The sequence below is a fragment of the Pseudomonas sp. genome, assembly GCF_050739775.1.
Taxonomy (GTDB): domain Bacteria; phylum Pseudomonadota; class Gammaproteobacteria; order Pseudomonadales; family Pseudomonadaceae; genus Aquipseudomonas.
The window spans coordinates 40,339-53,443 of the sequence record NZ_JBOICA010000025.1; the positions used below are offsets into that span (position 1 = coordinate 40,339).

Here is a 13,105-nt window from a genome sequence, read left to right on the forward strand (position 1 = left end):
TATCAAAGCGACGAGTATTTCTTGCGCAGACGCTGGCGAATCAGCTCGGCCAAGGTGTTCATCACAAAGGTGAACATCAACAGCACCAGCGCGGCGAGGAACAGCACGCGGTAGTGGCTGCCACCGACTTCCGACTCCGGCATCTCCACCGCAACGTTGGCGGCCAGGGTACGCATGCCTTCGAACAGGTTCAGCTCCATGACCGGGGTGTTGCCGGTGGCCATCAGAACGATCATGGTTTCACCGACCGCACGGCCCATACCGATCATCAGCGCAGAGAAGATACCCGGGCTGGCGGTCAGGATGACCACGCGGGTCAAGGTCTGCCACGGCGTTGCGCCCAATGCCAGGGAGCCCAGGGTCAGGCTGCGCGGCACGCTGAACACGGCGTCTTCGGCAATCGAATAGATGTTCGGAATCACCGCGAAGCCCATGGCGATACCGACTACCAGGGCGTTGCGCTGGTCGTAGGTGATGCCCAGGTCATTGGTAATCCACAGGCGCATGTCGCCGCCGAAGAACCAGGTCTCCAGGAACGGGCTCATGTGCAGCGCGAACCAGCCGGTGACGAGAATCACTGGAATCAGAATCGCCGCTTCCCAGCCATCCGGAACCCGCAGGCGAATCGACTCGGGCAGGCGGCTCCAGGTAAAACCGGCGACCAGGATGCCAATCGGCATCAGCACGAATAGGCTGAACACACCCGGCAGGTGCCCTTCCAGGTACGGTGCCAGGAACAGACCGGCGAAGAAGCCGAGGATTACTGTCGGCATCGCCTCCATCAGTTCGATCACCGGCTTGACCTTGCGGCGCATGCCAGGTGCCATGAAGTAGGCGGTGTAGATCGCCGCGGCAATGGCCAGCGGAGCCGCCAGGATCATGGCGTAGAACGCCGCCTTCAGGGTCCCGAAGGTCAGCGGCGAGAGGCTCAGCTTGGGTTCGAAGTCGGTGTTCGAGGCGGTGGACTGCCAGACGTACTTCGGCTCGTCATAGTTCTCGTACCAGACCTTGCTCCACAACGCGCTCCAGGAGACTTCCGGGTGCGGGTTCTTCAGCGTCAGTGGCAGCAGCTTGCCGCCCTCTTCGACGATGATGCGGTTCGCCCGTGGCGACAGCGCCAGAACGCCTGCACCTTCGGCTACCGGCTCGACCAGCAGGGTACGGTGTGCGGTGCTATGGAACACACCGAGCTTGCCGCTGGCGTCCAGGGCAACAAAGCCTTTGCGACGTTCTTCGGCATCGATCTGCACGATCGGCGCAGTGCCCATCTGGAACTCGCGAATGCGCTTGAAGCGCTGCTCGCCATCCGGATCGCGGGCCATGAACCACTGGGCCAGGCCGCCTTTGGAGTCCCCGATAATCAGTGAGATACCGCCAACCAGCTGGGTGCTGGCAGTGACTTCGGCATTACCGTCGTCGAGCAGCTTGTAGCGGCCATTGAGGCTTTTGTCGCGCAGGCTGAAAACATCCGCCTGGGCCCGGCCATTGATCACATACAGCCACTGCTGGCGTGGGTCGATGAAGATCGCTTTGACCGGCTCGGTCATCTGCGGCAGGTCGATGCGGTTCTGCTCACTGGTGACCTCACCGGTCATCATGTTTTCTTCGCGGCTCAGCGATACCACCTGCAGGTGCGCGCCAGTGGAACCGGCAACCACCAGGGTTTCACCGTTCACATTGAGGCTGACATGCTCCAGCGCGCGGCCCTGCTCATCGAGCACGAACGGCTCCTGGCCATAGGGGAAGTCGATGGCCGGGGTGATGGTTTTCTTGTTATCCGGGTAGGTGATCTTGTAGCTGTGGCTGAACGCCAGCGCCTGACCGTTGGACAGGCCCAGCACTACCAGCGGGTTGCCCGGCTGATCGGCACCGATAGAAGTCACCTGGGTACCTGCCGGCACCGGTAGGTCGACACGCTTGAGCTCGGCACCGCTCTTGGTGTCGAAGAACAGCGCTTGGCCCTTGTCAGAAACCCGCATACCCACCAGGTTCTGCTCTTCCAGGGCAATCATCAGCGGTTTGCCGGCATCCTGGCTCAGCCAGGTCGGCTCCAGCGCTTTCTTGCTGGTCAGGGTGGCGCCCTGGAACAGGGGCACGACCACATAGGCCAGGTAGAAGAAGATCAGGGTGATCGCTGCCAGCACGGCAAGCCCGCCCACCAGTACATACCAGCGGGTCAGGCGATCCTTGAGCGCACGCAGGCGACGCTTGCGTTGCAATTCGGGCGTATTGAAGTCAATCCGCACGGGGGGAGAATTTTGGGTCATTGTGGAGTTGGCCAGATCATTCATGCGCACACCCTAGCGGTCCCGTATGACAAAAACATGACAATGCAGTGACGCAAAAAAGCCCGCCGCTCAGATATCCCTGGCAGCGGACTCGCAATTTGTGGCGAGACCAGGTCAAAAACCCGACCTCGCCGGCTTCTCACTTACTTCTTCGCAACGTTTCCGTTGTGGTTCAGACCCAGGTCCGCCAGGGCTTTTTCAGCCACTTTGGCAGGCAGTGGGATGTAACCGTCCTTCACGACAACCTGCTGGCCTGCTTGCGACAGCACCAGTTTGACGAACTCGGCTTCCAGCGGGGCCAGAGGCTTGTTCGGCGCCTTGTTGACGTAGACATAGAGGAAGCGCGACAGCGGGTAGGTACCGTTGAGGGCGTTGGCTTCGTTGTCTTCAACGAACGCGCCACCTTCTTTCTTGGCCAGAGGCACGGTCTTGACGCTGGCGGTTTTGTAGCCGATACCCGAGTAGCCGATGCTGTTCAGCGAGCTGCTGATCGACTGCACGACCGAAGCCGAACCAGGCTGTTCGTTGACGTTAGGCTTGAAGTCGCCTTTGCACAGGGCTTCTTCCTTGAAGTAGCCGTAGGTGCCAGACACCGAGTTACGACCGAACAGCTGAACCGGCTTGTTGGCCAGGTCGCCGGTCACGCCCAGGTCACCCCAGGTTTTCACGTCAGCCTTGCCACCGCACAGACGGGTGGAGGAGAAGATCGCATCGACCTGAGCCATGGTCAGGCCTTTGATCGGGTTGTCCTTGTGTACGAACACAGCCAGAGCGTCGACGGCAACCGGGATAGCGGTTGGCTTGTAGCCGTACTTCTGCTCGAACGCCTGCAGCTCGACGTCCTTCATTTTGCGGCTCATCGGGCCGAGGTTGGCAGTGCCTTCGGTCAGTGCGGGTGGTGCGGTGGAGGAGCCGGCAGCCTGAATCTGGATGTTTACGTTCGGGTATTCCTTCTTGTAGGCCTCAGCCCACAGGGTCATCAGGTTCGCCAGGGTATCGGAACCGACGCTGGAGAGGTTGCCCGACACACCGGTGGTCTTGGTGTAGGTCGGAATAGCAGGGTCAACAGCGGCAACCGCATTGGCGGTGGCGACGCCAGCGGCGACGAAAGTCAGGGCCGCCATCAAACGCTTCAGTTTCATGCCTTGCTCCTAGCAGGAATTGGGGTGAGATGGATCGGGCCCAAGTATCTGCAGGCCGCATGAACACTCTATGAACCGAATGTGACAATTAGATGAAAGGCCATCACTGAAATTCAGTAATGGCCTTTTCAAAATGTTGCGAGGGTTGGGTTAGAGCGGTTTCAGCGTTTCTTGGCCCAAAGATAGAGGCCAACCAGCAGACCAATGGTGCAGATTCCGGCGACATAGTAGGCCGGTGCCATGGGGCTGAACTTGAGCAGCGCGGTGACCACCATCGGCGTCAGACCACCGAAGATTGCGTAAGCCAGGTTGTAGGAAAAAGACAGGCCGCTGAAACGCACCACCGGCGGGAACGCTTTGACCATGACATAGGGCACAGCGCCGACAATGCCCACGCACAGACCCGTCAGGGCATACAGCGGGAACATCCACTCGGGATGGGTTGGCAGGCTGTGGTAGAAGGTCCAGGAGGAAATCAGCAACAACAGGCTGCCGACGATGAAAACCCGCCCGGCGCCAACACGATCAGCCAGCGCGCCAGTGCCGATGCAGCCCAGGCTAAGCAGGACGATAGCCAGGCTGTTGGCCTTCAGCGAATCGGTGGGGCTGACCTGGTAGAGGCTCTGCAGCAATGCCGGGGTCATCAGGATCATCACCACAATGCCGGCCGACAGCAGCCAGGTCAGCAACATCGAGATGACAATGGCGCCACGGTGGTCACGCAATACCGCGCGCAGTGGCACTTCCTCGGCCAGCGCCTTGCGTGCCTGCATTTCGGCAAACACCGGTGTTTCGTGCAGCCAGCGGCGCAGGTACACCGCGAACAGACCGAACACCCCGCCGAGCAGGAAAGGCAGGCGCCAAGCGTAGCCGGCCACTTCCTCCGGGCTGTAGATGCTGTTGATCAGCGTAGCCACCAGCGAACCGAGCAGGATCCCGGCGGTCAGCCCTGCCGTCAGGGTTCCACAGGCATAGCCGGTATTGCGCGCGGGCACATGCTCGGAGACAAACACCCAGGCGCCCGGCACTTCACCGCCGATGGCCGCGCCCTGAATCACCCGCATCAGCAACAGCAGGATCGGCGCCCACATGCCGATCTGCGCGTAGGTGGGCAGCAGCCCCATGATCAGGGTCGGTATGGCCATCATGAAGATGCTCAACGTGAACATCTTCTTGCGCCCGAGCAGGTCGCCGAAGTGGGCCATGACGATGCCGCCCAGCGGTCGCGCCAGGTAACCGGCGGCGAAGATGCCAAACGTTTGCATCAAACGCAGCCATTCAGGCATGTCAGCGGGGAAGAACAGCTTGCCGACCACCGTGGCGAAAAACACGAAAATGATGAAGTCGTAGAACTCCAGCGCACCGCCCAGGGCGGACAGCGACAGAGTCTTGTAATCACTGCGGGTCAACGGCCGCGAAGGCTGCTGCGCGATACTGCCGGGCACGGAGGTCATAGGTCTCTCTTGTTGGCATTTCTTATTGGGAGTGCAGGCCGCCTACGGCGCGGGTTTTGGCCTGGTAAGCCTCGAACGATATCAAATTGCCGGAAAAAGCACATAGCAGTACACATTCAATACAAGTATTCATGACTGTATGGTCGTCGCTGCGCTTTTGGCTCTATATACTGGCCGCTTGTAGGAAGGGGTTGCGTCCTCTGAAGGATGTTGTGCGAAAACGCCGCTAGGTATGCTTAGTCGGTTTCGCAGAGTTTCCCTTCGCCGCCTGGCAAAGCGAAAGCAGCGTAGAATAGTTGTGCTGAATCGTTTTTCGAGGCGTCTTTCATAGCGCCAACCAACGAAGCGTCACGGGTCAGAGGCACCCCCGGCATGATTGAACTCGAACAAGAAGATCCTATCCCGCAAGGCGACCTGGCCTTGCAGATCACCGCATTACCGCGTGAAACCAACGGTTTCGGCGACATTTTCGGCGGCTGGCTGGTCGCCCAGATGGATTTGGCCGGCACCGCCATGGCCAGCCGCGTTGCCGGTGGCCGGGTGGCAACCGTGGCTATCGATCGTATGGCCTTCCTGGTTCCTGTGGCCGTTGGCGCGCAGTTGTCCTTCTATACCCAGACCCTGGAAATCGGCCGCAGCTCGATCCAGATGATGGTCGAGGTGTGGAGCGACGATCCGCTGTCCAGCGAATGGCGCAAGGTGACCGAGGCTGTATTCGTATTCGTTGCCATCGATGGCAGCGGCCGCACCCGTTCGGTTCCTCCTCGTCGCTGACCCGGCCGCGCGGTAAACTCGAAGGTATGCAAGCGGTCCAAGGCCGTACGGCAAACCAACGAGATCAAGCGCATGTCCACACCCAAGGTCGAATCCGAACAGCACGGCGAGCTCAATTGCTGGCGCATCACCAGCGACACTGCCGAACTGCTGGTTGCCCAGCAGGGCGCGCAGGTCCTGAGCTATCAGCGGATTGGCGAGCCGCCTTTGCTGTGGCTCAGCGAGCAGGCCATCTTCAAGCAGGGTAAATCGGTGCGCGCCGGAGTTCCGGTGTGCTGGCCCTGGTTTGGTCATTTGACGCGCAATCCGCAGGCAGTCCAGAAGATGTATCACGGCGTCGAGGCGTCGGCCCATGGCCTGGTGCGTGGCCGTGACTGGCAATTGCTGGGGATCGACAATAAAGGCGACGTGGTGCGGGTCGATTTCACCCTGCCTGACACCCTGGGGGATCTGCCCGGTTGGCCACACACTGTCGAGCTCAAGCTGAGTATCGTCATGGCTGAGCAACTGAGCATCACCCTTACCAGCTACAACCTCGACAACGCCCCCGTCACCATCAGCCAGGCGCTGCACAGCTACTTCGCGGTCAGCGATGTGCGCCAGGTTCAGGTGCAAGGTGTCGACGGGCTTGGCTACATCGAAACCTTGGCCAACTGGGAACTACGCTCACAGAAAGGTGACCTGGACTTTGCCGGGGAAACCGATCGCATCTACCTGCAGTCCCCTGACCAGTTGAACATCGTCGACCCGGCCTGGAACCGACGCATCCGCCTGGCCAGCAGCGGCTCGCGCTCGGCGGTGATCTGGAACCCATGGATCGAGCGTGCCGCCGAACTGCCGGATATGGCCGACGATGGCTGGCAGTGCATGCTATGTATCGAAACCGCGAACGTATGGGACGATGTAGTGACACTGGCCCCCGGGGCAACCCATTCGCTGAGTGTCAGCATTGGTAGCGAGAGTCTCTAGATCGTAACTGTAGGAGCCGGTGTTTCCGGCTCCTGCAGTTACAAATCGGCATCCTCCACCACCCGTACCTTGGCTGCGTCCATTGCGTAGGCGGCATCGGCCAAATCATTGCTGACCTGCTCCACTTTCAAGGTACCGTTGACCCACAGCGGCGTATAGATATCGTCCAGCTTCAAGCCCTTGGGGTAACGCACCAACACCAACTGGTTTGGCGGCGGAGGCGGGACGTGGATGCAGGCGCCCGGATAGGGTACGAGGAAGAACAGCGTGCTATTGCCCTTGGCATCGGTTTCCAGCGGCACCGGATAGCCGCCCAAGCGGATCTGCTTGCCGTCCATGGCGGCCACGGTCTTGCTCGAATACATCACTGCCGGCAGGCCCTTGCTCTGCTTCATACCGCCCTTGTCGGTGAAGGTGCCCATGGCTTCCGGGGAGCTGTGGTCGATCTCGGGCATCAGCTCAAGGGCTTTCTGGTCCGACTTGGGCATCAACTCCAGCCAGTCGGTTTCCGCAAGCTCGGCGCGGGCCAGGCTACTGATGAGCAACAGTGAAAACAGTAATACACGGCGCATAAAAATGCTCGGCAACGGAAATTGCCGAGCATTCTAGCCTGCCGTCAGTTCTTTTTGACTATGCCGTAGATCACCAGGAGGACGACCGCACCCACTAGCGCGCCAAGGAAGCCCGCGCTCTCTCCGGCCTGGTAGATGCCCAGCGCCTGGCCGCCGTAGGTCGCAGCGAGCGAACCGGCAATGCCGAGGAGAATGGTCATGATCCAGCCCATGCTGTCGTCGCCGGGCTTGATGAAGCGTGCCAGCAGACCGACGATCAGGCCGATGAAGATGGTTCCGATGATACCCATGGCAATCCCTCTGAGTGAAATAGCGCACGCCAAAGCCTAGTCAGCGCTTTGGCATCCTGCCATCAGAGGGATCGCGAAGGAGGAAGGTTCCCTTCAGCCCTGGATAAGCGCTTCGACCTGCTGGATTTTCTGTTCCAGGGCCGCCATGTCGTCACAACGCAGGGTGACGTGACCGACCTTGCGCCCGGCCTTGAAGGCCTTGCCATAGTGATGCAGGTGGCATTCGTCGATAGCAACCACCTTGTCTACCGCCGGCACTTCACCGATGAAGTTGAGCATGGCGCTTTCACCGACCTTGGCGGTCGAACCCAGCGGCAGACCGGCAACGGCGCGCAGGTGGTTTTCGAACTGGCTGCACTCGGCGCCTTCGATGGTCCAGTGCCCGGAGTTATGCACCCGCGGGGCAATCTCGTTGGCTTTCAGGCCGCCGTCGACTTCGAAGAACTCGAACGCCAGCACACCGACATAGTCGAGCTGCTTGAGCACGCGACCGGCGTAGTCTTCGGCCAGGTTCTGGAGCATATGGTCTTCACTGGCCACCGACAGGCGCAGGATGCCGTTCTCGTGGGTGTTATGCACCAGCGGGTAGAAACGGGTTTCACCATCGCGAGCACGCACGGCGATCAGCGAAACTTCACCGGTGAACGGCACGAAGCCTTCCAACAGGCAAGGCACGCTGCCAAGTTCAGCGAAGGTACCTACAACATCCTCGGCAGTTCGCAGCACTTTCTGGCCTTTTCCGTCATAACCCAAGGTACGGGTCTTGAGCACGGCCGGCAGGCCGATGCTGGCCACCGCGGTGTCCAGGTCGGCTTGCGACTGGATGTCAGCGAACGACGGGGTCGGAATGCCCAGGTCCTTGAACATGCTCTTTTCGAACCAGCGATCGCGGGCGATGCGCAGCGACTCTGCACTCGGATAGACCGGTACGAACTGCGACAGGAAGGCGACGGTTTCAGCCGGCACGCTTTCGAATTCGAAGGTGACCAGATCGACTTCGTCGGCCAACTGACGCAGGTGGTCCTGGTCGCCGTAATCGGCACGCAGGTGCTCGCCCAGCGGCGCGGCGCACGCGTCCGGCGCCGGGTCGAGGAAGGCGAAGTTCATGCCCAGCGGGGTGCCTGCCAGGGCCAACATGCGACCCAGCTGGCCGCCACCGATTACACCGATTTTCATGGGTTTGACCTCAAGCCTGGCGCGGATCTGGATTGTCCAGAACGTTGTCTGTCTGCTCAGCGCGGAACTGCTTCAGCACGCTGTGGAACTGCGGGTGCTTGGCGCCGAGGATGCTCGCCGAGAGCAGCGCGGCGTTGATGGCACCGGCCTTGCCGATGGCCAGGGTGGCAACCGGAATACCGGCTGGCATCTGCACGATCGACAGCAGCGAGTCGACCCCGGAGAGCATCGCCGACTGTACCGGCACGCCCAGAACAGGCAGGTGGGTCTTGGCGGCGCACATGCCTGGCAAGTGGGCAGCGCCACCGGCACCGGCGATGATCACCTCGATGCCACGGCCTTCGGCCTCTTCGGCATACTGGAACAGCAGGTCCGGGGTACGGTGGGCGGAAACCACTTTGACCTCGTAGGGAATGCCGAGTTTTTCCAGCATATCGGCGGTGTGGCTAAGGGTGGACCAATCGGACTTGGAGCCCATGATCACGCCAACCAGTGCACTCATCGTCGAGCCTCTTCTCTTGGGCGCCCGCAGGCGCGTCAAAAAACAACAAGCCACGCGGGACAACCGGCGTGGCTTGTTATGCGAATTGGGGTCGGGGAAACCGACCGAAGGCCGCGCAGTATATCGCAAAGCCGCAACATTGATGCACCCTGACGACCAACTGTCGGCCTTATTTTTCGGGGCTTTGGCTGACTTTCGAGTCAAGCCGTGGCTGCCGGTCCGCCCTCCAGCTTGCGCCAGAGCAAGCGCACGTTGGCCTTGCGCACCAGCGCGCAGCGATACAGACGAATTTCCAGCGGCACGTGCCACTGGCTGCCGCCACAGATCACCAGCTCACCACGCTCAAGCTCGGCGCGTGCCGACAACCGCGGCACCCAGGCGATGCCCAGGCCCTCCAGGGCCATGCTCTTCAGGCTGTCGGCCATGGCCGTCTCGTACACAGTGGTAAAACGCAGGCTGCGCTGACGTAGCAGTAGATTGACCGAACGCCCGAGAAACGCCCCCGCACTGTAGGCCAGCAACGGCACGCTGCCTTCGCCTTCCAGGTCGAACAGCGGCTTGCCCTCGTCATCCGCAGCGCACACCGGCAGCATCTCGGTATGCCCCAAGTGCAGTGACGGGAAAATTTCGGCATCCATCTGCAGTGCCGCATCCGGATCGTAGAACGCCAGCATCAGGTCACACCCCCCCTCACGCAGGGCATGCACCGCGTCGCCGACGTTGGTGGCCACCAGCCGGGTAGCGATGTTCAGGCCATCATTGCGCAGTTGGGCGATCCAGCGCGGAAAGAACCCCAAAGCCAGCGAGTGAGCAGCCGCGACCTGAATCACCTCGCCCTGCCCGCCTTCCAGGTGATGCAGATGGCGCAACACTTCACCTAACTGATCGACCACGGTACGCGCCGTCACCAGGAATAACTGGCCGGCCGCCGTCAGCTCGATCGGCGTCCGCGAGCGGTTGACCAGGGTCAGCCCCAGCGCGGCCTCAAGACTGCGAATGCGCCGGCTGAAGGCCGGCTGGGTCACGAAGCGGCGCTCGGCGGCCTGGGAAAAGCTGCGGGTCGCCGCCAGGGCGCTAAAGTCTTCCAGCCATTTGCTTTCGAGGTTCATCTGTCTCTCCAGGCGCGCACCAAAATGGCACACGCTCGAATGTCGGTTGGCGTCACATCAACCATTATGCCGTTTGTGCATAGGTTAGCGTGCAACAGCATTGGCCGCAAAATCGGCGCAGGCCTAGGATTGGCGCCATTCCGGCATGTGCCGGGCCAAACTCGAGATGATATTTATCATGTCCGCTGCTGCATCGTTCCGCGTCGAAAAAGACCTGCTTGGCACCCTTGAAGTCCCGGCTGATGCCTACTACGGCATCCAGACCCTGCGCGCTGCCAACAACTTCCACCTCTCCGGTGTCCCGCTGTCGCACTACCCCAAGCTGGTTGTGGCCCTGGCCATGGTCAAGCAGGCTGCTGCCGACGCCAACCGTGAGCTGGGTCACCTGAGCGATGCCAAGCACGCCGCCATCAGCGAGGCCTGTGCCCGTCTGATCCGCGGTGACTACCACGAGCAGTTCGTGGTCGACATGATTCAAGGCGGTGCTGGTACTTCTACCAACATGAACGCCAACGAAGTGATCGCCAACATCGCGCTGGAGGCCATGGGCCACCAGAAGGGCGAGTACAAATACCTGCACCCGAACAACGACGTTAACATGGCGCAGTCGACCAACGACGCCTACCCGACCGCGATCCGCCTGGGTCTGCTGCTCGGTCACGACGCCCTGCTGGCCAGCCTCGACAGCCTGATCCAGGCCTTCGCAGCCAAAGGTGAAGAATTCAGCCACGTTCTGAAGATGGGCCGTACCCAGCTGCAGGATGCCGTGCCGATGACCCTCGGCCAGGAATTCCGCGCCTTCGCCACCACCATGACCGAAGACCTCAACCGCCTGCGTTCCCTGGCGCCAGAGCTGCTGACCGAAATCAACCTGGGTGGTACCGCCATCGGTACCGGTATCAACGCCGACCCGGGCTACCAGATGCTGGCCGTCCAGCGCCTGGCGACCATCAGCGGCCAGCCGCTGGTACCGGCTGCCGACCTGATCGAAGCCACCTCGGACATGGGCGCCTTCGTCCTGTTCTCCGGCATGCTCAAGCGTACTGCGGTCAAGCTGTCGAAAATCTGCAATGACCTGCGCCTGCTGTCCAGCGGCCCGCGTACCGGCATCAACGAGATCAACCTGCCAGCGCGCCAGCCAGGCAGTTCGATCATGCCAGGCAAGGTCAACCCGGTAATCCCGGAAGCCGTCAACCAGGTGGCCTTCGCCATCATGGGCAACGACCTGGCCCTGACCGTCGCCGCCGAAGGTGGCCAGCTGCAGCTGAACGTCATGGAGCCGCTGATCGCCTACAAGATCTTCGACTCGATCCGCCTGCTGCAACGCGCCATGGACATGCTGCGCGAGCACTGCATCGTCGGCATCACCGCCAACGAACAGCGCTGCCGTGAACTGGTCGAACACTCGATCGGCCTGGTCACCGCACTGAACCCGTACATCGGCTACGAAAACGCGACCCGTATCGCTGCCATCGCCCTGGAAAGCGGCCGTGGTGTGCTGGAACTGGTCCGCGAGGAAGGCCTGCTGGACGAAGAGATGCTCACCGACATCCTGCGTCCGGAAAACATGATTGCTCCGCGTCTGGTGCCGCTGAAAGCGTAACCGATGCTGTAACACCGCTCACCAGGTCGAGGGACTAGACACCTCTCACCTTTTGAGGGCCCAGGGATCACTCCCCGGGCCCTTTTTTTATGCCCGCTCCTGGGGGGCATATCAGCCACGACGCTGACAGCCCAGCGAGTGATGGCGTACTGTGGTCGGCTAAACCTTGGCCGACCACGGAGACAGCCCCATGGCAACTGCCCATCCCGCCCGCAACATCATGGTGCTGTACACCGGCGGCACCATCGGCATGCAGGCCAGCGTCAACGGCCTGGCACCGGCCTCGGGCTTCGAGCAGCGGATGCGCGAGCAACTGACCGGGCGTGCCGATATCCCGCAATGGCAGTTTCGCGAAATGCAGCCGCTGATCGACAGCGCCAACATGACGCCCCAGTACTGGCAGCGCCTGCGCACGGCTGTCATCGAGGCCGTCGATGTTCAAGGCTGCGACGCGGTACTAGTCCTACACGGCACCGACACCCTCGCCTACAGCGCCGCCGCCATGAGCTTCCAGCTCCTTGGCCTGCAAGCACCCGTGCTTTTCACCGGCGCCATGCTGCCGGCCGGGGTAGCCGACAGCGATGCCTGGGAGAACCTGCTCGGCGCCTTGCAGGTACTGGCCCAAGGCGTCGCCCCGGGGGTGCAACTGTACTTTCATGGCGAACTGCTCGAACCCAACCGCACCGCCAAGGTGCGCAGCTTTGGTCGCCACCCTTTTGTCACGCTCAAGCGCTTTGGTGGTGCCGCCAGGGTGCAGCCTTTGCCAGATCAACTCGACTATCGGCAGCCAAAGCAACTCGCCACAGTAACGGTACTGCCACTGGTGCCAGGGTTCGGCGCGCCGCTGGTGCAAGCGGTGCTCGACAGCGGCGCGCAGGGCCTGATCCTGGAATGCTTCGGCAGCGGCACCGGACCGGCTGACAATGCGGATTTTCTCGATGCCCTGACTCAGGCGCAGGCGCGTGGAGTCGTGGTGGTGGCAATCACCCAGTGCCACGAAGGCGGGGTCGAGCTGGATGTGTATGAAGCCGGCAGTCGCCTACGCCGAGCTGGAGTGTTGTCCGGTGGCGGAATGACCCGCGAGGCGGCATTCGGCAAGTTGCAACTGCTACTCGGAGCAGGCTTGCCGATGGCAGAAGTACGGCGCCTGATCGAACTGGACCTCTGTGGCGAGCTGCGCTGATCCTGGCAAGGCACGCATATTGCTGCTTGCAGGTAGCCCTTCA

General features: G+C 61.4%; 12 protein-coding genes. 4 read left to right on the forward strand and 8 right to left on the reverse strand.

Going from position 1 to position 13,105, the window contains the following annotated elements; genetic code table 11:
• Positions 1-2: 2 nt before the first annotated feature.
• The 3 genes from ACRESH_RS14685 to ACRESH_RS14695 all read right to left on the reverse strand — a co-directional run bounded on the left by ACRESH_RS14685 (position 3) and on the right by ACRESH_RS14695 (position 4,884).
• Entirely contained in the window at positions 3-2,291 is a 2,289-nt protein-coding gene (locus tag ACRESH_RS14685; protein ID WP_431742686.1) for an ABC transporter permease subunit, read from the reverse strand.
• A gap of 140 nt (positions 2,292-2,431) precedes the next feature.
• On the reverse strand, positions 2,432-3,430 hold the full coding sequence (locus ACRESH_RS14690) for a phosphate ABC transporter substrate-binding protein PstS (protein WP_431742687.1): 999 nt from the start codon (positions 3,428-3,430) through the stop codon (positions 2,432-2,434).
• 161 nt (positions 3,431-3,591) lie between these two features.
• Entirely contained in the window at positions 3,592-4,884 is a 1,293-nt protein-coding gene (locus tag ACRESH_RS14695) for an MFS transporter (RefSeq protein ID WP_431742688.1), read from the reverse strand.
• Between the two features lie 372 nt (positions 4,885-5,256).
• Here ACRESH_RS14695 and ACRESH_RS14700 point away from each other — a divergent pair, with 372 nt between their 5' ends.
• Both ACRESH_RS14700 and ACRESH_RS14705 read left to right on the forward strand, forming a co-directional pair.
• On the forward strand, positions 5,257-5,658 hold the full coding sequence (locus ACRESH_RS14700) for an acyl-CoA thioesterase (RefSeq protein WP_009402429.1): 402 nt from the start codon (positions 5,257-5,259) through the stop codon (positions 5,656-5,658).
• A gap of 72 nt (positions 5,659-5,730) precedes the next feature.
• Positions 5,731-6,627: a D-hexose-6-phosphate mutarotase gene (locus ACRESH_RS14705; protein ID WP_431742689.1), complete on the forward strand. Its 897-nt coding sequence runs from the start codon at positions 5,731-5,733 to the stop codon at positions 6,625-6,627.
• Between the two features lie 38 nt (positions 6,628-6,665).
• On the opposite strand, the gene ACRESH_RS14710 is transcribed toward ACRESH_RS14705, so the two are convergent.
• The 5 genes from ACRESH_RS14710 to ACRESH_RS14730 all read right to left on the reverse strand — a co-directional run bounded on the left by ACRESH_RS14710 (position 6,666) and on the right by ACRESH_RS14730 (position 10,276).
• Positions 6,666-7,199 (reverse strand): DUF3299 domain-containing protein, encoded by a 534-nt coding sequence (locus ACRESH_RS14710; RefSeq protein WP_431742690.1) that lies wholly within the window; start codon positions 7,197-7,199, stop codon positions 6,666-6,668.
• Between the two features lie 44 nt (positions 7,200-7,243).
• A complete protein-coding gene (locus ACRESH_RS14715; protein ID WP_431742691.1) occupies positions 7,244-7,489 on the reverse strand; it encodes a GlsB/YeaQ/YmgE family stress response membrane protein in 246 nt (81 codons plus the stop codon).
• 93 nt (positions 7,490-7,582) lie between these two features.
• Entirely contained in the window at positions 7,583-8,665 is a 1,083-nt protein-coding gene (locus ACRESH_RS14720) for a 5-(carboxyamino)imidazole ribonucleotide synthase (protein ID WP_431742692.1), read from the reverse strand.
• Between the two features lie 10 nt (positions 8,666-8,675).
• The gene (purE, locus tag ACRESH_RS14725; protein WP_431742693.1) at positions 8,676-9,167 is read right to left on the reverse strand and encodes a 5-(carboxyamino)imidazole ribonucleotide mutase; all 492 of its coding nucleotides are present in this window, start codon (positions 9,165-9,167) and stop codon (positions 8,676-8,678) included.
• A 200-nt stretch (positions 9,168-9,367) separates the two neighbouring features.
• On the reverse strand, positions 9,368-10,276 hold the full coding sequence (locus ACRESH_RS14730; RefSeq protein WP_431742694.1) for a LysR substrate-binding domain-containing protein: 909 nt from the start codon (positions 10,274-10,276) through the stop codon (positions 9,368-9,370).
• 178 nt (positions 10,277-10,454) lie between these two features.
• Here ACRESH_RS14730 and aspA point away from each other — a divergent pair, with 178 nt between their 5' ends.
• Positions 10,455-11,879, forward strand: coding sequence for an aspartate ammonia-lyase (gene aspA, locus ACRESH_RS14735; protein WP_431742695.1), 1,425 nt, complete (start codon positions 10,455-10,457; stop codon positions 11,877-11,879).
• 190 nt (positions 11,880-12,069) lie between these two features.
• The gene (locus ACRESH_RS14740) at positions 12,070-13,062 is read left to right on the forward strand and encodes an asparaginase (protein ID WP_431742696.1); all 993 of its coding nucleotides are present in this window, start codon (positions 12,070-12,072) and stop codon (positions 13,060-13,062) included.
• The last annotated feature ends 43 nt before the right edge of the window (positions 13,063-13,105 follow it).

Coding starts and splice junctions, on each gene's coding strand:
- ACRESH_RS14685 (WP_431742686.1), bottom strand. CDS start 2,291: ATGAATGATCTGGCCAACTCCACAATGACCCAAAATTCTCCCCCCGTG.
- ACRESH_RS14690 (WP_431742687.1), bottom strand. CDS start 3,430: ATGAAACTGAAGCGTTTGATGGCGGCCCTGACTTTCGTCGCCGCTGGC.
- ACRESH_RS14695 (WP_431742688.1), bottom strand. CDS start 4,884: ATGACCTCCGTGCCCGGCAGTATCGCGCAGCAGCCTTCGCGGCCGTTG.
- ACRESH_RS14700 (WP_009402429.1), top strand. CDS start 5,257: ATGATTGAACTCGAACAAGAAGATCCTATCCCGCAAGGCGACCTGGCC.
- ACRESH_RS14705 (WP_431742689.1), top strand. CDS start 5,731: ATGTCCACACCCAAGGTCGAATCCGAACAGCACGGCGAGCTCAATTGC.
- ACRESH_RS14710 (WP_431742690.1), bottom strand. CDS start 7,199: ATGCGCCGTGTATTACTGTTTTCACTGTTGCTCATCAGTAGCCTGGCC.
- ACRESH_RS14715 (WP_431742691.1), bottom strand. CDS start 7,489: ATGGGTATCATCGGAACCATCTTCATCGGCCTGATCGTCGGTCTGCTG.
- ACRESH_RS14720 (WP_431742692.1), bottom strand. CDS start 8,665: ATGAAAATCGGTGTAATCGGTGGCGGCCAGCTGGGTCGCATGTTGGCC.
- purE (WP_431742693.1), bottom strand. CDS start 9,167: ATGAGTGCACTGGTTGGCGTGATCATGGGCTCCAAGTCCGATTGGTCC.
- ACRESH_RS14730 (WP_431742694.1), bottom strand. CDS start 10,276: ATGAACCTCGAAAGCAAATGGCTGGAAGACTTTAGCGCCCTGGCGGCG.
- aspA (WP_431742695.1), top strand. CDS start 10,455: ATGTCCGCTGCTGCATCGTTCCGCGTCGAAAAAGACCTGCTTGGCACC.
- ACRESH_RS14740 (WP_431742696.1), top strand. CDS start 12,070: ATGGCAACTGCCCATCCCGCCCGCAACATCATGGTGCTGTACACCGGC.